Origin of the sequence: Virgibacillus phasianinus (assembly GCF_002216775.1) — a bacterium.
Taxonomy (GTDB): Bacteria; Bacillota; Bacilli; order Bacillales; family Amphibacillaceae; genus Virgibacillus_F; species Virgibacillus_F phasianinus.
The window spans coordinates 1,320,506-1,338,885 of record NZ_CP022315.1; the positions used below are offsets into that span (position 1 = coordinate 1,320,506).

At 40.7% G+C, this 18,380-nt stretch carries 22 protein-coding genes; 18 read left to right on the forward strand and 4 right to left on the reverse strand.

Annotated features, from left to right (window positions below):
- Positions 1–44 precede the first annotated feature (44 nt).
- Genes CFK37_RS06815 through CFK37_RS06825 form a run of 3 tightly spaced genes read right to left on the reverse strand, consistent with a single transcriptional unit; the run spans position 45 to position 2,514 of the window.
- On the reverse strand, positions 45–1,013 hold the full coding sequence (locus CFK37_RS06815) for an L-carnitine dehydrogenase (RefSeq protein WP_089061151.1): 969 nt from the start codon (positions 1,011–1,013) through the stop codon (positions 45–47).
- A 2-nt stretch (positions 1,014–1,015) separates the two neighbouring features.
- On the reverse strand, positions 1,016–1,909 hold the full coding sequence (locus CFK37_RS06820; RefSeq protein WP_089061152.1) for a beta-keto acid cleavage family enzyme: 894 nt from the start codon (positions 1,907–1,909) through the stop codon (positions 1,016–1,018).
- A 59-nt stretch (positions 1,910–1,968) separates the two neighbouring features.
- A complete protein-coding gene (locus tag CFK37_RS06825; RefSeq protein WP_425445364.1) occupies positions 1,969–2,514 on the reverse strand; it encodes a GbsR/MarR family transcriptional regulator in 546 nt (181 codons plus the stop codon).
- 282 nt (positions 2,515–2,796) lie between these two features.
- Between CFK37_RS06825 and CFK37_RS06830 the strand changes: the two genes are divergently transcribed.
- The 5 genes from CFK37_RS06830 (at position 2,797) to CFK37_RS06850 (ending at position 8,057) form a co-directional block, all read left to right on the forward strand.
- Positions 2,797–3,936: a betaine/proline/choline family ABC transporter ATP-binding protein gene (locus tag CFK37_RS06830; RefSeq protein ID WP_089061154.1), complete on the forward strand. Its 1,140-nt coding sequence runs from the start codon at positions 2,797–2,799 to the stop codon at positions 3,934–3,936.
- A gap of 16 nt (positions 3,937–3,952) precedes the next feature.
- Positions 3,953–4,606, forward strand: a complete 654-nt coding sequence (locus tag CFK37_RS06835) for an ABC transporter permease (protein ID WP_089061155.1) — start codon at positions 3,953–3,955, stop codon at positions 4,604–4,606.
- A gap of 24 nt (positions 4,607–4,630) precedes the next feature.
- Positions 4,631–5,539: an osmoprotectant ABC transporter substrate-binding protein gene (locus CFK37_RS06840; protein WP_172840555.1), complete on the forward strand. Its 909-nt coding sequence runs from the start codon at positions 4,631–4,633 to the stop codon at positions 5,537–5,539.
- 24 nt (positions 5,540–5,563) lie between these two features.
- Positions 5,564–6,238: an ABC transporter permease gene (locus CFK37_RS06845; protein ID WP_089063555.1), complete on the forward strand. Its 675-nt coding sequence runs from the start codon at positions 5,564–5,566 to the stop codon at positions 6,236–6,238.
- Positions 6,239–6,317: 79 nt separating this feature from the next.
- Complete coding sequence (locus tag CFK37_RS06850) at positions 6,318–8,057, forward strand: CocE/NonD family hydrolase (RefSeq protein ID WP_089061157.1); 1,740 nt, start codon at positions 6,318–6,320, stop codon at positions 8,055–8,057.
- 78 nt (positions 8,058–8,135) lie between these two features.
- Here the strand turns inward: CFK37_RS06850 and CFK37_RS06855 are convergent, their stop codons facing one another.
- Positions 8,136–10,307, reverse strand: a complete 2,172-nt coding sequence (locus tag CFK37_RS06855) for an FUSC family protein (RefSeq protein ID WP_089061158.1) — start codon at positions 10,305–10,307, stop codon at positions 8,136–8,138.
- Positions 10,308–10,488: 181 nt separating this feature from the next.
- Between CFK37_RS06855 and cbpA the strand changes: the two genes are divergently transcribed.
- The 13 genes from cbpA (at position 10,489) to CFK37_RS06920 (ending at position 18,338) form a co-directional block, all read left to right on the forward strand.
- The gene (gene cbpA, locus CFK37_RS06860) at positions 10,489–11,115 is read left to right on the forward strand and encodes a cyclic di-AMP binding protein CbpA (protein WP_089061159.1); all 627 of its coding nucleotides are present in this window, start codon (positions 10,489–10,491) and stop codon (positions 11,113–11,115) included.
- A 139-nt stretch (positions 11,116–11,254) separates the two neighbouring features.
- Positions 11,255–11,515, forward strand: a complete 261-nt coding sequence (locus CFK37_RS06865; protein WP_172840464.1) for a metal-sensitive transcriptional regulator — start codon at positions 11,255–11,257, stop codon at positions 11,513–11,515.
- Positions 11,516–11,599: 84 nt separating this feature from the next.
- Positions 11,600–12,079 carry a DsrE/DsrF/DrsH-like family protein gene (locus tag CFK37_RS06870; protein WP_089061160.1) on the forward strand — a complete coding sequence of 160 codons (480 nt, stop codon included), beginning with the start codon at positions 11,600–11,602 and terminating at the stop codon, positions 12,077–12,079.
- Positions 12,080–12,141: 62 nt separating this feature from the next.
- Positions 12,142–12,441, forward strand: coding sequence for a rhodanese-like domain-containing protein (locus tag CFK37_RS06875; RefSeq protein ID WP_089061161.1), 300 nt, complete (start codon positions 12,142–12,144; stop codon positions 12,439–12,441).
- A 24-nt stretch (positions 12,442–12,465) separates the two neighbouring features.
- Positions 12,466–13,599, forward strand: coding sequence for an MBL fold metallo-hydrolase (locus tag CFK37_RS06880; protein WP_089061162.1), 1,134 nt, complete (start codon positions 12,466–12,468; stop codon positions 13,597–13,599).
- A 13-nt stretch (positions 13,600–13,612) separates the two neighbouring features.
- The gene (locus CFK37_RS06885; RefSeq protein WP_089061163.1) at positions 13,613–13,840 is read left to right on the forward strand and encodes a sulfurtransferase TusA family protein; all 228 of its coding nucleotides are present in this window, start codon (positions 13,613–13,615) and stop codon (positions 13,838–13,840) included.
- Between the two features lie 45 nt (positions 13,841–13,885).
- Positions 13,886–14,671, forward strand: a complete 786-nt coding sequence (locus tag CFK37_RS06890; RefSeq protein WP_089061164.1) for a sulfite exporter TauE/SafE family protein — start codon at positions 13,886–13,888, stop codon at positions 14,669–14,671.
- A gap of 70 nt (positions 14,672–14,741) precedes the next feature.
- Positions 14,742–15,308: a class I SAM-dependent methyltransferase gene (locus CFK37_RS06895; protein ID WP_089061165.1), complete on the forward strand. Its 567-nt coding sequence runs from the start codon at positions 14,742–14,744 to the stop codon at positions 15,306–15,308.
- A gap of 13 nt (positions 15,309–15,321) precedes the next feature.
- Positions 15,322–15,705 (forward strand): DUF302 domain-containing protein, encoded by a 384-nt coding sequence (locus CFK37_RS06900; protein WP_089061166.1) that lies wholly within the window; start codon positions 15,322–15,324, stop codon positions 15,703–15,705.
- 130 nt (positions 15,706–15,835) lie between these two features.
- Positions 15,836–16,111, forward strand: a complete 276-nt coding sequence (locus CFK37_RS06905; RefSeq protein ID WP_089061167.1) for a holin — start codon at positions 15,836–15,838, stop codon at positions 16,109–16,111.
- A gap of 152 nt (positions 16,112–16,263) precedes the next feature.
- Positions 16,264–16,464, forward strand: coding sequence for a CDGSH iron-sulfur domain-containing protein (locus CFK37_RS06910; RefSeq protein WP_089061168.1), 201 nt, complete (start codon positions 16,264–16,266; stop codon positions 16,462–16,464).
- Positions 16,465–16,490: 26 nt separating this feature from the next.
- Positions 16,491–17,351 (forward strand): aminoglycoside phosphotransferase family protein, encoded by an 861-nt coding sequence (locus CFK37_RS06915; protein ID WP_089061169.1) that lies wholly within the window; start codon positions 16,491–16,493, stop codon positions 17,349–17,351.
- A 21-nt stretch (positions 17,352–17,372) separates the two neighbouring features.
- Positions 17,373–18,338: a 2-hydroxyacid dehydrogenase gene (locus tag CFK37_RS06920; protein WP_089061170.1), complete on the forward strand. Its 966-nt coding sequence runs from the start codon at positions 17,373–17,375 to the stop codon at positions 18,336–18,338.
- Positions 18,339–18,380: the final 42 nt, after the last annotated feature.

Sequence of the window (18,380 nt, forward strand, 5' to 3'; positions counted from 1 at the left end):
CTTTCCACTTTAACGCTTTAGCGTACTGGGGGACTGTCCCCCTTTTATATCTTTCCGTTCAAATTTGCTGCTGGCCAGTATTTTTCCAGCAGTTGTTGGAGTTCGATTAAAAAGTCGTCACGGCGCTGCTCTAGTTCTGTTATGGAGTGGCCTTCTGTTTGCTGTTCGCAGCCTTCAACAACACGTTCTGTTAATTCATCTGTCAGTTCTGGTGCAACAAGCTTTGTCCATGGTAATTTTAACGCTGGCCCAAACTGTTCCAGCATATGGCGCATTCCTTGTTCACCGCCGGCCAAGTGTAAGGTGAGGAAGGGTCCCATTAGTGCCCAGCGTAAACCTGGACCATAGACGATGGATGCGTCAATTTCTTCTGTTGTTGCAATACCATCATTTACAAGGTGCAACGACTCGCGCCAGATTGCTTCCATTAGCCTGTCCGCAACATGGCCATCAATTTCTTTAGAAAGAATTAGTGGCTTCATATTAACGGCTGTATAAAATGCCTCAGCTCGTTTAACATTATCAGGGTCAGTATCTTTACCCCCAACAAGTTCAACAAGTGGCACCAAATATACTGGGTTGAATGGGTGAGCGACAATTACCCGCTCAGGGTGTGCACAATCTGCCTGAAGTGTGCTTGGCATTATACCAGAGGTGCTCGATGCAATAATCGCATCTGGTTTTGCTAAACGATCAATGTCAGCCAATAGCTTTCGTTTTAATTCCTCACGTTCTGGAGCATTTTCCTGGATCAGGTCTGCTCCCGCCACTGCACTTTCCAGATTCTCATCAAAATGCAGGCGATCGCGTGATGCTCCGTCAGCTAAACCGTGCTTCTCAAGTGCCGGCCATGCGTTATCAATCGCCTTGCGCATTTTTGCTTCAGCACCTGGAGCTGGATCGGTTGCGGTCACGTCATATCCCTGTGATAAAAAGCGGGCGATCCAGCCATTGCCGATAACGCCAGTGCCTACTACTGTTACGCGGTGGATGTTATTTTTTATTTCGTTCATTTTTATTCAGCCTTTCTTTGTGGATTTCTTAACCCTAGTTGCTCGCGTGCTTCTTGTGGTGTCATTGGTTCAGAACCAAGGCTTTCAATGATGGATACAGCTTTTTCAACAAGCTGACCATTAGTCGCAAGTACACCTTTTTTCAAATAAAGGTTATCTTCCAGCCCAACGCGAACATGGCCGCCAAGCAGAATGGACTGTGCCACCATTGGCATCTGCAAACGTCCGATTCCAAACGCAGCCCAATGGGCATTTGCTGGCAACTTATCACGCATATAAAGCATTGTTTCTGTGTCTGCATCAGCTCCCCAAGGGATCCCTAGACAGAATTGAAACATTGGATCGCCGTCAATGAGACCTTCATTGATTAACTGTTTAGCGAAGCGGATTTGTCCAGTATCAAAGCATTCAAGTTCCGGCTTAACACCGCTTTGCTGGATTAATTTAGCTTGCTGACGTAACCAATCGGTAGGGCTGATGTAAATTTGTTCGCCAAAGTTAACACTGCCGCAATCGAGTGTACAGATCTCCGGCAAAAACTTGCCAACTGGCTCATGACGTTCTTCAGGTGTCTGGATATCTGTACCTTCCCCACCCATTGTTGGGTCCGCTTCACTTGGAATCCAGTCTCCACCGCCGCCGGCTGTAATGTTAAGCACAACATCGGTTTCGGATTTCCGCACTCTTTCAACTACCTCGCGGAACAATTCAGGATCGTGGCTGAGCTCTCCAGTCTTAGGATCCCTGACATGAATATGAGCAATAGTTGCTCCCGCTTTTGCTGCTTCAATTGCAGAATCGGCTATTTCTTTCGGTGTTACTGGAACATGCGGGCTTTTTTCTGTAGTAGCCCCTGCACCTGTAATTGCACATGATATAATGACTTTTTTTTGCATAATAATTCCTCCTTGCGTGAGTTTAAATTAAAAAATATATAGCTAGTTCCACCACTTATCTATTTTTCTTCATGTATTGGTACGTGTTTGAAGACCTCGCCGCTCTCAAAGAATTCAGTTAGGCGGTCAATCCAGTCATAATAATCAAGCCATATCCGTGTTTCCTTCAGCAATTCATTGACCTTTTGTTCAGTTTCTTCGTCCAATGAATCACTTTTTTCGATATTGGCAAGCTCTCGTTGAAGTTTCTGCTCGAACATTTTGCTTTTGCTGATAGCCTTCCGCCAGTTAGATGTAAATAGGGATATGAACGTTTGATAATAATCACGCTCAACGTTGTACAAATCTTTCCGGACCCCTTTTTCAAAAACCTTTTCGGCAATATTGAGCTCCAGCATTTCACGAACAACTTGACTCATTCGGGTTTTACTCATTCCAATACTCTCCGATAGCTCATCGAGCGTCATCGGTTTTCTATTCATATAAATGGTTCCGAGAACACGTCCAACGGTTGTTGAAATCCCGAATGTATGCATGTTTTCGGCAATTTTATCTACGAACTGCTCTTCAATTCTTATTGTTTTGTCGAACGGTTTTTCTTTCAAATTTTTCATCCTTTCGACTGCCTAATTTTCTATAAAAACAATGTAACACAACTAATTAAAAAATGGAAAGTGAGCATTTTAAAGGATTTTAAAGAAATTGGGTGGAATTCTAAGAAAATGCCCTTATAAACTTTATGCAATAAAAATTTTACAAACTTTATGGATTATATGTACAATAGAAAAGGTTTTTATTTTATGAAGTATCCCTTATACTTATGATTGTCAATTTAGTGTTACCGGAAAAGGATAACTATATAAAAAATATTTGGAGGTGTCTTTCACTTGCTGAAATTCAATCATGTGTCAAAAGTATACGATGGAGGAAAGAAAGCAGTTGACAGTATGACCCTTGAGGTTGATAAAGGGGAATTTATTGTTTTTATAGGACCAAGTGGTTGTGGGAAAACAACGACAATGAAAATGATTAACCGTTTAATTGAACCATCTGAAGGAAGCATTCATATAGAGGGAGAAAATATTTTGGAAAAAGACCTGGTGCAATTAAGACGGGAAATTGGTTATGTTATTCAACAGATTGGCCTGTTTCCGCATATGACCATTCAGGAAAACATTTCACTTGTTCCAAAATTACTGAAATGGCCGGAAGATAAGCGGCGTAAACGTGCGGAAGAACTATTACAGCTTGTGGATATGGAAAGAAGCTATCTAGATCGCTTTCCACATGAGCTAAGCGGGGGGCAGCAACAACGTATTGGTGTATTACGTGCCTTGGCAGCAGATCCTCCCCTTATTCTAATGGATGAGCCATTCGGTGCTCTTGACCCAATAACCAGGGATGCGTTACAGGAAGAATTTAAAAAGCTGCAACAATCTTTAGGAAAAACAATTGTGTTTGTTACCCATGATATGGATGAAGCCTTAAAGCTGGCTGACCGAATTGTTATTATGCGTGATGGCAAGCTGGTCCAAGTTGGTACACCAGATGAAATACTGCGAAATCCAGCTGATGAATTTGTGGAAGAATTTATTGGAAAGGAACGCTTAGTTCAGGCGAGACCGAATATTCAAACCGTTGAACAGATTATGAATAGCGATCCAGCAACGGTTACTGTCGGAGAATCATTGTCTGATGCTATTCAAATCATGAAGCAGCGCAGAGTAGATTCATTGCTTGTTGTGGATGAACTTGGGGTATTGCATGGATTTATTGACATTGAAATTATCGATCAGAACCGCAAAAAGGCAACCTTGGTCGGCGATGTGCTTGAAAAAGAATTATATACCGTTTTAGAAGGGACTCTACTCCGGGATACGATTCATAAAATCCTGCGAAGAGGCATGAAGTATGTACCTGTAGTCGATGATAAGCATCGAATCAAAGGAATAGTGACCAGAGCGAGCCTTGCTGATGTCGTCTATGACTCCATTTGGGGCGAGGATGACAATCTAGTAAACGCATAAGGAAGGAGGAAAAGATATGGATCAATTAATGGAATTTTTGGCCAACAACAGTGATCAATTATTAATGAAAACATGGGAACATTTCTACATCTCGCTTATTGCGGTTCTTCTTGGTGTGATTGTTGCGATTCCGCTTGGTGTGGCACTAACACGTGTTCCTAGGATAGCTGGTTTTGTCATTGGTACTGTCGGGGTTGTTCAAACCTTTCCAAGTCTAGCAATTCTCGCCTTCTTTATTCCGTTACTAGGTGTAGGGAAGGTTCCGGCGATTGCAGCGCTATTCTTTTATTCCATGTTACCAATGCTAAGGAACACATATATAGGGGTGAAAGGAATAGATAAGAATTTACTTGAAGCGGGTAAGGGTATGGGTATGAGCGCTTGGCAGCGGATCCGGAGTGTCGAACTACCACTAGCCGTCCCGGTCATTATGGCGGGTGTTCGTGTATCGACTGTTTACCTGATCGGCTGGGCAACCCTTGCTTCATTTATCGGTGCCGGTGGACTTGGTGACTATATTTTTAATGGACTTAACCTGTACCGTCCAGATCTGATTATAGCAGGTGCAGTTCCGGTCACTTTACTGGCATTAATCACGGACTTTCTTCTCGGACGCCTTGAGGGAAAGGCAACGCCAAATGGCATAAAAGACTCTAAGGAAGCCATTTAGAAAGGGGGATAATGACAAGTGCATATAAAAAGGAAGAAGTCGATTATTGCGTTAGTACTTGCTTTTACATTGCTAAGCGGTTGTTCTTTGCCAGGACTTAGTGGTCCTGCTGAGAAGACAGTTACGATTGGGACGCTTGGTACAGCTGAATCAGCAATCATGGGCAACATGGTGCGCTTAATGATAGATCATTATACCGATCTTCAAACCGAAATGATCACGAATATGGGATCATCCACTGTACAGCATAAGGCAATGATGGCCGGTGAAGTGGATATTACAGCTACAAGATATACCGGTACAGATTTGGTTGGGGCACTTGGGATGGATCCAATCACAGATCCGGAAAAAGCTCTTAAAACCGTAAAAAGAGAATTTCAGGAACAATTCAATCAGACATGGTTTGATTCGTATGGCTTTGCCAATTCATATGCGTTTACAGTAACAAGTGAACTGGCTAAGAAAGAAAATTTAAAAACCGTTTCAGATCTTGAAGCAATTGCAGATGATTTAAGGCTTGGCGTTGACAGTGCGTGGATTAGGCGCCCGGCTGTTGGCTATGAATCATTTAAGAAAAAATATGGTTATGAATTCGGACGTGTATTTCCAATGAATATAGGTCTTGTTTACAAAGCTGTTGAAAGTGGAGAAATGGATGTTGTGCTTGCCTATACCACGGATGGTCGTCTTGAAGCATTTGATTTAGTAACATTAAAAGACAATAAGCATCTATTTCCACCATATGATAGTTCACCAGTAGTCCGGAACGAGGTACTTAAGAAACATCCCGAGCTGAAAGATATTCTTCATAAGCTGGCAGGGAAAATCAGTACCAAAAAAATGCGTGAGATGAACTATCAGGCGAACGTAAAGATGAAAGAACCGAGACTTGTAGCTAAAGAGTTTTTAGAAGAACATCATTATTTTGAGTAAAACTTTCCTGGAGGTGAAGATATGATAGAGACACTTACAGATTTAGGGGTATATTATTCGCAAAATATGGCTTACGTATGGGAACAATTTCTACGGCACTTTCTAATGTCTGCTTATGGTGTATTATTTGCAGCTATTGTTGCTATTCCTGTTGGGATTATAATCGCCCGTCATGCCAGGTTAAGTGCATGGGTAATTTCCCTAACAAATATTATTCAAACAATACCTGCATTAGCCATGCTGGCGGTGCTCATGCTGGCAATGGGACTTGGCGCAAATACCGTAGTCTTTGCATTGTTCTTGTACTCGCTGCTGCCGATTCTCAAAAACACGTATACTGGGATTCGGGGAGTCGATCATGCACTGCTTGAATCCGGACGTGGTATGGGAATGACGAAGTTTCAATTGCTGCGAATGGTAGAGCTGCCGCTTGCCTTATCTGTTATTATGGCGGGTCTAAGAACGGCGCTAGTTATCGCCATTGGTATCGCAACGATTGGTACGTTCATTGGCGCAGGTGGCTTGGGTGATATTATTATCCGAGGTACGAATGCCACAAATGGTACAGCTATTATTCTGGCCGGGGCAATCCCGACTGCATTGATGGCAGTAATTGCCGACGTTGTCATGGGATGGCTGGAACGCCTGCTATCACCAGTCAAAGCAAAAAGCACCGAAAACTCAGAAGCGACTGCATAGAGGGGGGACAGTCCCCCGCCGCATTAACGCGTTAGCGTAGTGGGGGACTGTCCCCCAATCGGACAAGGAGGCAATTCAAATGCAAATTATCGTGGATAAAAATGTTGCGTGTACGATGCGGGATGGTACTGTGCTTTATGCTGACATATACCGTCCCAATGAAGATGGAGAGTTTCCTGTTTTACTTACTCGCCTACCTTACAGTAAGGATCTGCCTTATTATTCCCACCGGTATCTTGATACAAACAGGCTAGTTGAAAATGGCTATATTGTAATTATTCAGGACGTAAGAGGACGTTTTCAATCAGAAGGTGAATTTATACCATTCATGGATGAAGCAAACGATGGTTACGACACAGTGGAGTGGGCGGCGTCATTGCCGTATTCTTCAGGAAAGGTGGGCATGTTTGGCCTTTCTTACTATGGCTTCACACAATTGTTAGCAGCATCTAAACGCCCGCCAAGTCTAGAAGCTATATTTCCAGCTCAGACGCTAAGCGATCAGAGACATGGCAATTTCTATTATCATGGTGCATTTGGATTAGGCGGATCGGAAACGTGGGTGCTTGAATCAATTGCACCTGATCTTATTAAAAGAAAGCACAAGGATCCTGACTTGTATCATAAGAAGATGAAACAATTGGCAACAAGCTGTGATTATATCGAGGAATGGTACCGCCATAAACCAATTAAGGAATATCTCCCTTTGAAAGAACTTGATGTTGCAGACTATTTCTTTAATCAGCTTGAACGGGAAATAGATGATGAGAGCTGGCTTGAAACTAGTGTGGCAGATAAATATGATCAGATGAATGTCCCTGCCTACCATCTTGGTGGATGGTACGATAGCCTGCTTGGCTCAACGATTGAAAATTATATAGGAATGGCAGCAAAAGCAGATGGGGACACGGCACGCAAAAATCAGAAATTTATCATCGGCCCCTGGGCGCATGGGGATTTTGGGTCCGTTATCGGTGACCGGAAATTCGGCTCACATGCCTCAGAGGACTGGATCGACCATAAGGAGGACTTAACCACCCTTCACATTCGCTGGTTTGACTATTGGTTGAAGGGAAAGAATCCGCAAATATTGGAGGAAGCTCCGGTTAAAATCTTTGTCATGGGTGTTAACCAATGGCGTAATGAAAAAGAGTGGCCACTTGCGCGCACCAGTTATGTACCATATTATTTGCACAGCCGAGGCAATGCTAACACACGTGCCGGCGATGGGGAAATATCAACAAAAAAACCGGGAACAGAACCAGAGGATAACTTTGTTTATAATCCCGAAAATCCGGTGCCCTCAAATGGTGGTGGGACATTGTATGACGGTATAAATACAACAGGTCCACATGACCAACGTGAACTAGAGGACAGGGAAGATGTATTAGTTTATTCAACAGGGCAGTTGCAGGAACAGGTTGAGGTTACCGGACCAATTAAGGTTAAACTGTGGGCCTCTACCAATGCCAAAGACACTGATTTCGCCGCAAAGCTCGTCGATGTTATGCCAGATGGCACAGCATTTAACTTAACCGATGGAATTGTTCGCGCCAGGTACCGTAATGGCTATGTTCCTGAAGCCGATTTGAACGGAGAAGTGACCCAGTATGAGATTGATCTCTGGGCAACAAGTAATGTATTTCTCCCGGGACACCAAATAAGGGTTGAAATCTCATCCAGTAATTTTCCCCGGTTTGATACTAACCTTAATACTGGTAAAACTATGATGAACAGTACTAAGACAAAGAAAGCCAATCAAACAATCTATCATAATGAAAAATATCCATCACATATTATTCTCCCGGTTATTCCATAAGATAATAACGGATGCTGATGCATATTTTACCATAACAAAAAACAGGTGGAGTCATTAAATTGATGATTTCCACCTGTTTTATTTTATTTCGGCGCCTAAATCATGGCCAAGCGCGACAATGGACTGATTGATTCGCCATACATAATAAAGATGGTGAATAAGATCACGATGGGATTGATCCCTGCTTGGAGCAAGGCGTTCTATTTGTTCCCGTTCTTCTTTTAAATTGTAAAGGATGCCACCGCGTTCTGTTCGTTTTAAAAGTTTGCGAAGTGTTTCCATGTTATAATCTATTTTCTCTTCCACTTCCTTGAACCTTTCGCCTAACTCATCCGGATATTCAAAGTCCCCGCGATAGGCCGAAGCGACCAAGTGTTTCGCATAATAGTTAATTGCTGTCAAAATGGTAATCCAGCGTGCAATCCCTGAGTTACGGATTGTTTCGGGACGATTTAGTAAGGGGCTTGCCTCATCCTCAACGGCTTGGAGCTTTTGATCTAAGGTAAATGCACGGTCAGCAAGCTCTTTTACGTAAACATCTTCTCGAAAACTTCGCACATAGTCGCTTACATAAGGCTTTAGTTCGTCTAAATAGTCATCAATACTGTCCGCTACTTTGTCTTTTGTCTTTTTTGGGAAGATGATCATTGATACAGCGAAAGCAATAACAGCTCCGGCAATTGTATCGATAACACGTGCGCCAATTAATTGGAAACTGACTCCGCCCAGTAAGATATCGTACATAAAGGCGATAAGCATTGTAATAAACATGCTCATAATAGTGTAGGAAACAGTAACAAGATAAAACGCAAAAAAGATAACGGAAAATAGTAGCACCAGTTCAACTGCCGAATGGCCGGAAATCAACTTAGCCAGCCCAAACCCCAGCACGGCACCGATAATTGTGCCAAACGACCGTTGAAAGCCTTTTATATAGGTTCTTCCAATTGACTCAGTCCCAAGAAGCACAATAAATGCTGTAAGTAATACCCAATATGGCTGGGTAGGAGAGATAATTTGACCGATAATAATAGCTATTGTGCCCGCAACGACGGCTTGATAGGCCTTTTTCGTTGAAGGCTTTAGTTCCTTTTTATCATCATCTGTGTCCTCTTCATCGTTATCATCTTCGGCTTCGTCTTGATCATCCGCAACGATTTTACCTTCCCTCAACGATTGCTGAATGGTAATTGCCCCTTCAACGACATGGTTGGCAATAGATTCAATTCGGCGTATCAGAAAGACCCATCCCTTTGGTTTTTCCTTCCCATTAAGTAGATCCCTTACCACTAGGCGCAGCGCTTGAACCGCAGTTTCCGCTTCCTGTAAATTACGAATATCATAGTTTTGTGCGAGGACCCTGGCATCGCGAAGAGACTTTATTACCCAAACGAGTATACGTCTAAGCTCTACTATTTCCAGTGCATCCGCCTTTTTCAGGTTTTTAACCGAGTCTACCAAGGTTTCAATAAGCATGCCTGTATCAAATAAATACAATCGGAGTTGGGAGGTTTCAAGTCCAGGCCATAGATCCTTTACATCTTTCGTATTTAAATCGTTGGCAACGGCCCGTCCATAGTCACGCAATTTCCTTGCACTTTTTTCTACATGAGCCAATCGTGTTTCGCTTGGCTCAGAATCCTGAATGGCTTTGATTAGAATATTTAACGTAAGGTTACTTTGAATATGATAAGACCTCATACTCCTGTTTAATGTTTGCGCTGAGTTTTTAAAAATGATGAAGTTGTATAGGAACGCATAAATTATGCCAATAGCAATCCCCATGTAAAACCATGGAAGCTGATTTGCTGCGAGCTGTAAAACAGAGGAAATATAGACTGTAATAAATCCAATCATACAAATGGAGAAATATCGGACACCAAATCTAGAAAAATAAAAGGCGCTGAAAATGACAAGAATCATCACGATATCAATATAGTAAAAGCTGCCTGATAAAAGGGAACCAGTGGTTATCCCGCATGCTGCCGAAATACCAAGTATTCCAGTCGTTATTTTCTTTCCTTTATCTGTTTCATCCATGACGATCATAATTCCCATCATTCCAGCCATTCCAGAGACGATTGCGGGAGTAAGAAGACTGTTTCCGGATAAACGCAAGATCAATAATGTAGTAAAGACAGATGAGATTAAACTGATTGTCGCCTTTCCAGCCTTCTGAAAGCGAATACGTCCAGGATCTGAAGCAAGCAGCCTTCCAAGCCAGTGGTGTTTAATATGTAAGTTTGCCATTTATTCACCACTCTTTCCGATGATAGATGTGTTCTTTATATTAACACTAGTTCAGTCATGCAAGCGAACAATTTGGATGACTGGGAAGGAAATGTTACCTTAATGTCGAATAACTATTATTATGAGGATGCATAAATAACACACATAATGAATAACTTAGAATCTTGGGAGGTATGCAAAGATGATTGCAGGTAATGATTATGTAGAAAAACAGAACGTAATTTCTGTAAAAGAAAACGATAGTATGGAACATGCATTAGCCAAATTGAGAGAATCAGGTTTCCGGTGCATACCAGTATTAGATGAATCGGAAACTAAGTTCGTCGGCAATATTTATAAGGTCCATGTTTTGGAATATGAAAAAGAGAATTCGTTGAATAACCATGTCAAAGAACTTGTTAAAAATAAGGAAGGCTATGTAAATGATGAAGATGCTTTCTTCAAAGTATTTTTTAGTATTAAACGGTTGCCGTATCTTGCGGTTGTGAATACAGCTGGAGATTTCCTTGGAATTTTAACACACGCGAATGTCATTAAAGTATTAGAAGATGCCTGGGGTGTAAATAACGGGAGCTACTCACTGACAATCGGCACAGTTGAGTTTGCTGGTGCATTGACAAAGATGTTGAAAGTGATTAATAAGCATTGCAACGTGCAAAGTGTTATTTCATTAAACAATAACTCCAAATATGCCAGAAGAGTTTGTATCGTACTTCCTGAAGGTATCGAGATGAATACAGTAGAGAAAATTAAAAAGGAATTGTATAAAATTAACTTCATTGTTACAGATGTAGAACAATTGAATTAGGCAGAAAAGCGGCAGGTTCTAGGAGCCGCAGCCGGAAAGAAAAGAGCCAATAAAGGCTCTTTTCTTTTGGTTGACAGATTACCCATAGGGGTATATTGTAGAGGTTGTAAACAAGGACAAACGATTGGAGGGTTTGCTATTGAAGTATGATGAAAAAGTACAAAACAGGGTGAAACGTATAGAGGGTCAGGTTAGGGGTTTGTTGAAGATGATGGAGGAAGATAAAGAATGCAAAGATGTAGTTTCCCAAATGACTGCTGTACGAAATGCGGTGGACCGGACAGCTGCTTTAATTGTCAGCACAAATCTGGAACAATGTATTCGTGAAGAAGAGGAAAATGGGAAAAGCTCTGAAGACCTAATAAAAGAAGCAGTTAATCTGCTTGTTAAAAGCAGATAAGGGTGAGTTGTGATTTTCACCTTTTTTTAATAAAATAAATACCCATACGTGTGTATGTATATAATGAAAAGGAAGGGAATGTAAATGTCCGAAAATAAGAAAACAACCATTGTGTTATTTAGTGGTGATTATGACAAAGCAATGGCAGCCTATATTATCGCAAATGGTGCTGCAGCATATGACCATGAGGTAACCATTTTCCATACATTTTGGGGACTAAATGCATTACGTAAAGATGCACAAATTCCAGTTAAAAAAGGATTTAAGGAAAAGCTGTTTGGCAAAATGATGCCGAGAGGTTCTGATAAAATGGGACTTTCCAAGATGAACTATTTTGGAATGGGTCAAAAAATGATAAAGAGTGTTATGAAAAAGCACCGTGCTGTACCTCTTCCACAGTTAGTTGAAATGGCGCAGGAGCAGGGGGTAAAATTAATTGCATGTACGATGACAATGGATCTGCTGGGGTTGCAAAAAGAGGAATTACTCGATCAGATAGAATATGGAGGTGTCGCAGCTTATATCGGTGATGCGGAAAACGGGAATATTAGCTTGTTTATTTAAATTTTTTTCAAAAACAATATACCCCAACCGGTATATGTGTATAAATTGTTGGAGGGATAAAAATGAAGGAAATCACGGCAAAAGAACTAGCCTTAAAATTAAAGAACGAAACGAACATCAGCGTTATCGATGTTCGGGAGGATGAAGAGGTTGCGCAAGGAATCATTCCAAATGCTAAACACATTCCATTAGGTCAACTACCAGACCGATTGGATGAAATTGATAAACATCAAGCCCATTATATGGTTTGTCGTTCGGGCGGAAGAAGCGGGAAGGCCTGTTCATTTCTTTCGGGAAAGGGGTATGACGTAACGAATATGGCTGGTGGAATGCTGGCTTTTGAAGATGATGTGCAAAAATAAAAGTGAATCTGGAGGAGATATAGGATGTCAACAACAATAACTGCAAATAAGTTGGCAAAAAAAATTGTGAATCAAGAAGATGTTTTTATTCTGGACGTACGCAATAAAGATGAATTTGAAAAGTGGAAAATTGAAGGCAAACAGGTAACAATCATGAACGAACCATATTTCAATTTATTAGATGGTGTTGAGACTATAGCTAATCAATTACAAAAAGATCAAGAGGTTATCGTTGTTTGTGCCAAAGGTGGATCATCACAAATGGTCGCTTTAGAACTAGAAGAAGCGGGATTCACCAATGTTTTTGATTTGAAAGGCGGCATGAAGGCCTGGAGTGAGCATTTGGAGCCGGTAAAAGTTGGTACTTTACAGGATGGTGGAAGTATCTATCAATTTGTGCGACTTGGTAAAGGTTGCCTTTCCTATGTAATTGAATCACACGGTGAAGCTCTTATCGTCGATCCAAGCCGAATGATCGAACAATATGAAATGTTCGTAGCTGATCGAGGAATTCAAATTGGCCATGTAATTGACACACATCTACATGCTGACCATATCTCAGGTGGACATAGACTTGCTGAAAAGACTGGGGCAGCATACTATCTGCCGCCAAAGGATGCAATGGAAGTAACATTTGACTATACAGCATTAGAAGAAGGAAACGATATTATTATTGGAAACACAACCGTTAAGGTGAATCCTATTTATTCACCGGGTCACACATTAGGCAGTACGTCATTAATTATCGATGATAGGTATTTATTAACAGGGGATATCTTGTTTGTTGAATCAATTGGTCGACCGGATCTGGCAGGTAAAGCAGCAGATTGGGTTTCGGATCTTCGCGATACACTTTATTATCGCTACAAAGAATTAGCGGATGACCTTATTGTTTTACCAGCACATTATTCGTTTTTAAAAGAATTAGCTGACGATGGGAAAGTTTCCGCCCGGTTAGGCGATCTCTACCAAACAAATGCAGGGCTGCAGATAAACGATGAAAATGAATTTAGAAAAATGGTGACTGAAAATCTGCCTGATCAGCCAAACGCCTATCAGGAAATTCGTAAGACAAATATGGGGAAAATCAATCCAAAGGAAGAACAACAAAAGGAAATGGAAATTGGGCCAAACCATTGTGCGGTTCACGAAAACTAAGGAGGAAATAGAGATGAATACAGCAAAAGTATTAGACGCAAAAGGATTAGCATGTCCAATGCCGATTGTTAAAACAAAGAAAGCAATTGCGGAAGTCAATTCTGGTGAAGTGTTAGAGGTCCACACTACTGACAAAGGAGCTAAAAGTGATTTAGCCGCCTGGGCTAAATCAGGTGGCCATGAATTATTAAAGGAAACAGAAGAGGATGGGGTACTCAAATTTTGGATTAAAAAAGCATAGTGGGGCAACCCATTTGGTTTTTACTTTTTAGCTGGGGGATGAACAATGGAGTATAGTATTTTATTTATTATTACCATTTTTCTTATTGGTTTCATCGGTTCCTTTATATCAGGAATGGTAGGAATCGGCGGAGCCATTATTAATTTTCCTATGTTGCTATATATTCCAGCTCTTTTAGGTGTCGTCCAGTTTAGTTCGTATGAGGTTTCGGGTATAACAGCTATTCAGGTGCTTTTTGCAACTATTGGTGGTGTATGGGCATACCGGAAAGGCGGGTATTTAAATAAAACTATTATTGGGTATATGGGAAGTAGTATTTTAATTGGCAGTTTGGCTGGAGGCTTCTTCTCGTCGGATATGACGGAGGAGTCAATAAATCTAGTTTATGGAGTACTGGCTTTACTTGCTGTAGCTATGATGATCGTTCCTAAAAAGGAAGCTGTTGAAGATTCATTTGACGCGCGCAATTTTAATAGATGGTTAGGTGCAATACTTGCATTAGTTGTTGGTATAGGTGCAGGAATTGTCGGGGCAGGTGGGTCATTTTTGCTCGTTCCAATCATGCTTTCCCTGTTAAAGGTTCCTACTAGGATGACAATAGCCTCGTCTTTAGCCATAACATTTATATCATCTATTGGCTCGACAACTAGTAAACTATTGACAGACCAAATTTTACTTTTCCCAGCAATTATTATGATTGCGGCAAGTTTAATCGCTTCCCCGCTGGGTGCGGGACTTGGAAAAAGAATGAATACAAAGTATCTCCAATTAATCTTAGCAGTATTAATTTTAGGAACAGCATTAAAGGTGTGGCTTGAAATTTTTAGCTGATTTGTTAACAGTTGTTTAGGTATAGCAATTTACGTGCGGGGTTAAGTTGAATAAAAAGGAGAGATTTAATATGTCAGATAAGCGGTTTGATCCAAAAAAGGCAGACAAATTATTTGCTGAAGAACGAAGAAAGCTAATTCCTCCCGAAAAGGTGACGGAATATTTGCAGGTGGGGCAAGGTGACACAGTTGCGGATCTTGGCGCGGGGAATGGTTACTTCACTTTACCGATAGCACAAAGAACCAGTAAGACTGTTTACGCCGTTGATGTAGAACCAAAAATGCTTGAATTGTTGAAGGCTAATGCAAAGAATGAACAGCTCACCAATATAAAATATGTCGTTAGCGATTTGGAGAATATCGGATTGGAAGATAATACTGTTAATAGAGTTTTTGTTGCATTTGTTATCCATGAGGTACCAGACATTGATAAGGTGCTGGGTGAAATGAAACGAATTTTGAAACCGGGCGGACAGATGGTACTGGTAGAGTGGGAAGCAATTGAGACTGAATCAGGCCCGCCGCTCCATCATCGAATTCCTTCCGAGAAAATGGTGGATATTATAAATAGGAACGGATTGCAGGCTGAGATCACTCATTTAAATCCTGCCAATTATTTAGTGAAAATAACTGCTTAGAGGAGATGTGCTCATGTTTCATTATACGGTGGAAACAAAGAAAACAATGGAAGAAGCTATTCAGGCATTGGAAAATAACTTGAAGACAGAGGGTTTTGGAGTTCTATGGCAGTTTGATATTAAGGAGACACTGCAAAACAAAGGATTCGATTTCAATCAATCTTATCAAGTTTTAGAGGTATGCAGTCCGAAAGAGGCTTACCACATGTTAACGAAGAACCAAATGGTTGGCTATTTCCTTCCGTGCAAGATGGTTGTATATGAGGATACTGGAAAAATAAAAATTGGCATGCCCAGGCCAACTGTATTAGTGGAAATGGTTGAAGATGAATCAATAAAGGAAAAGGCAGCGGAAATTGAAAATAAGTTAATTGTCTGTATGGATCAAAGTATTTAATAATTGTTGAAGGACGACGGGTTGCGTGACCAGCTTCTTGTCGTCCTTTTTAGATACATTTCCTCCCTTTTGAACACAGTCCCCTCAACTAAAGTGGACATAAAATGGCAGTAGGAAGGGGGGACTTTATATGGAAGAAATATTATTACTTTCCTCCGTTTTGGCACCCGTAGTCTTGGCCTTAGTAGAGTTGGTTAAAAGGACCATTAATTTAAAGAAAAATTTCATTCCAATGGTGAGTTTAGTCATCGGGTTATTAATCGGTGCCGCTGCTTATCCATTCACTGATTTTGATTTAGCTATGCGTTTATGGTCTGGTGGTTTAGCTGGAATGGCTGGAACTGGATTATTTGAGCTATTTAAAAAGAATGAAGGATATACAAAGCAGAAAGATAAACGGATTTAAATGTAAACTCAAATCAAATCAAATGGGATACGGATTGTTAGACCGTCTGTATCCTTTTTGTATTTCCAAAATAAAGGATTTTAGAGGCTGTTTGTCGAAATACTATTACATAAAGTTAATAGTAAATAATAGGAAAACCAAGGAGGATTCTCATGAGTGACAAATTGCAAATTAAGGTAAACGATAACGGATCTTTACGTGTTTCTGGTGACATCGAGTTGGTAGATGGGGAAGGAAATGCATACACCACAAAAAGAATATTTTCGCTCTGCCGTTGTGGCCATTCATCAACGAAACCATTTTGTGATGGTACACATAAGAAGATAGGATTTGAGAGTAAGCCTAGGGTTTAGGCGCTAAGTGGAAGGAAAGAGCGGGATTGAAGGATCAATTACATAGCATCGCGTGGAAAGATAAAACGGTCAAACTTGATGAGTTATTGTGCCACAGTAGATTGCGTTTTGAGACTATGAATCAAGGAAACGAAGCGGAAGTGACCAAAATTAGCACCGAATCGGAAAGCTTTGTGTTAAAATCCTGGAATCTTGATTCAAAACCAAATATCAGGTTCCAATATAATTTGCTAAATGCTCTTTCTGCACATGAAATAACTGTTTCAGAAGCAATAGGGTGGGGAGTGAATGCGGAAGGGAACCATGTACTTTTAACAACATTTGATGGAGAGCCAATTAGGAGATTCAATAGGGAAATGCTGACGAAAACTGCCCTTGTATTAGTGGATTTGCATAAGATCCCGACCAAGGCACTTGATGTAACCATGCCAACGTATAATTTTATCGATTATTTTTATCATCCTGAAATAGAAAAATATCCTGATATACATGAAGTAATAAAAGCTTTACTAGAAAAAGTACAAGTTCAACAGAATTGTGTTATTCATGGTGACTTTCATTTTGAGAATATCGTAGAGAAGAATGGGAAGTATGCAATAATCGATTGGACCAATGGGCAACTGGGCGATCAACGATATGATTTTGCTTGGTCCTATACATTGCTTAGGATATACAGCCCATCCGACTGGGAATCAACTATGTTTCGTTCTGTTTATTTCAAGGAAAACCAGCTAGATGAAGAGGAAATTGAAATTTTTGAGGCTTTGGCGTGCTTGAGATGGATATTTCTAAACCGTAATAAAAGCGTCCCTATAAGGCGAGATACAATAAAACGTGTAAAGCGTGTATTACGAAATAATCCCTATCTAGCAAAAATCTCAATATAACTTAAAAGGAGGAATCAATTAATGAATAAACCAAAAGTTATTGCCTATCAAGAGCTGCCGGATGTTGCTGTTAACCAGCTTAAGGAGCATGTAAATTTGATTCATATCAAGAATTTGGAACAGGATTATAAGACTTTTTTAAATGAGTTAAAGGATTCTCAAGGATTAATTGGTATGGGGCTGCCAGTTTCTGCGGACCTTTTGGAGCAGGCTCCAGAGCTTAAAATTGTCAGCAATATTTCTGTTGGTTATGACAATTTTGATCTGGAGGAAATGAACAAGCATAGTGTGATGGGGACGAATACCCCTGATGTTTTAACAGACACAACTGCCGATGCAATGATGGCCTTGGTGCTTGCCGCTGCTAGAAGAGTTCCAGAACTGGATCGATTTGTTAAGGATAAGAAGTGGACGGAAATGGTTGGGATGGAAGAGTACGGAATTGATGTTCACCATAAAAAGTTGGGTATTATTGGGATGGGCCGAATTGGTGCTGCAGTTGCAAAACGTGCTCATTTTGGCTTTGATATGGAAATTCTATATCACAACAGATCAAAAAAGGAAAACGAATTTGGCGCTCAATATTGTAGCCTTGATGACCTTTTAGCGGAATCTGACTATGTTCTGCTGATGGCCCCTGCAAATAAAAATACTCCGCCAATTATGGGCGAAAAGCAATTCTCCCAAATGAAGGAATCAGCGATATTCATAAATGGATCACGTGGCGAAAATGTCGATGAAAAAGCTTTAATTAAGAGCTTGAAGGCTGACCAAATTTACGCAGCTGCCTTGGATGTATTTGAAAAAGAACCAATTCAAACGGATAACGAACTGCTGCAGTTAAAAAATGTGGTCACCGTCCCGCATATTGGTTCAGCAACATTTGAAACCAGAATGAAAATGTTCGATTTAGCCATGAAGAATCTATTGCAAGGACTGAATCATCAAGAGCCAGTAAACCTGGTCAACAAAGAGGCAATCATGTAGTAATACATAAAGTCCAGCCTCGTTATTCAATGTTGTACAAAT

Excerpts from the sequence above, each read along its gene's own strand:
- CFK37_RS06815 (WP_089061151.1), bottom strand. The coding sequence starts at position 1,013 with ATGAACGAAATAAAAAATAACATCCACCGCGTAACAGTAGTAGGCACT.
- CFK37_RS06820 (WP_089061152.1), bottom strand. The coding sequence starts at position 1,909 with ATGCAAAAAAAAGTCATTATATCATGTGCAATTACAGGTGCAGGGGCT.
- CFK37_RS06835 (WP_089061155.1), top strand. The coding sequence starts at position 3,953 with ATGGATCAATTAATGGAATTTTTGGCCAACAACAGTGATCAATTATTA.
- CFK37_RS06850 (WP_089061157.1), top strand. The coding sequence starts at position 6,318 with ATGCAAATTATCGTGGATAAAAATGTTGCGTGTACGATGCGGGATGGT.
- CFK37_RS06855 (WP_089061158.1), bottom strand. The coding sequence starts at position 10,307 with ATGGCAAACTTACATATTAAACACCACTGGCTTGGAAGGCTGCTTGCT.
- cbpA (WP_089061159.1), top strand. The coding sequence starts at position 10,489 with ATGATTGCAGGTAATGATTATGTAGAAAAACAGAACGTAATTTCTGTA.
- CFK37_RS06870 (WP_089061160.1), top strand. The coding sequence starts at position 11,600 with ATGTCCGAAAATAAGAAAACAACCATTGTGTTATTTAGTGGTGATTAT.
- CFK37_RS06875 (WP_089061161.1), top strand. The coding sequence starts at position 12,142 with ATGAAGGAAATCACGGCAAAAGAACTAGCCTTAAAATTAAAGAACGAA.
- CFK37_RS06880 (WP_089061162.1), top strand. The coding sequence starts at position 12,466 with ATGTCAACAACAATAACTGCAAATAAGTTGGCAAAAAAAATTGTGAAT.
- CFK37_RS06885 (WP_089061163.1), top strand. The coding sequence starts at position 13,613 with ATGAATACAGCAAAAGTATTAGACGCAAAAGGATTAGCATGTCCAATG.
- CFK37_RS06890 (WP_089061164.1), top strand. The coding sequence starts at position 13,886 with ATGGAGTATAGTATTTTATTTATTATTACCATTTTTCTTATTGGTTTC.
- CFK37_RS06895 (WP_089061165.1), top strand. The coding sequence starts at position 14,742 with ATGTCAGATAAGCGGTTTGATCCAAAAAAGGCAGACAAATTATTTGCT.
- CFK37_RS06900 (WP_089061166.1), top strand. The coding sequence starts at position 15,322 with ATGTTTCATTATACGGTGGAAACAAAGAAAACAATGGAAGAAGCTATT.
- CFK37_RS06905 (WP_089061167.1), top strand. The coding sequence starts at position 15,836 with ATGGAAGAAATATTATTACTTTCCTCCGTTTTGGCACCCGTAGTCTTG.
- CFK37_RS06910 (WP_089061168.1), top strand. The coding sequence starts at position 16,264 with ATGAGTGACAAATTGCAAATTAAGGTAAACGATAACGGATCTTTACGT.
- CFK37_RS06920 (WP_089061170.1), top strand. The coding sequence starts at position 17,373 with ATGAATAAACCAAAAGTTATTGCCTATCAAGAGCTGCCGGATGTTGCT.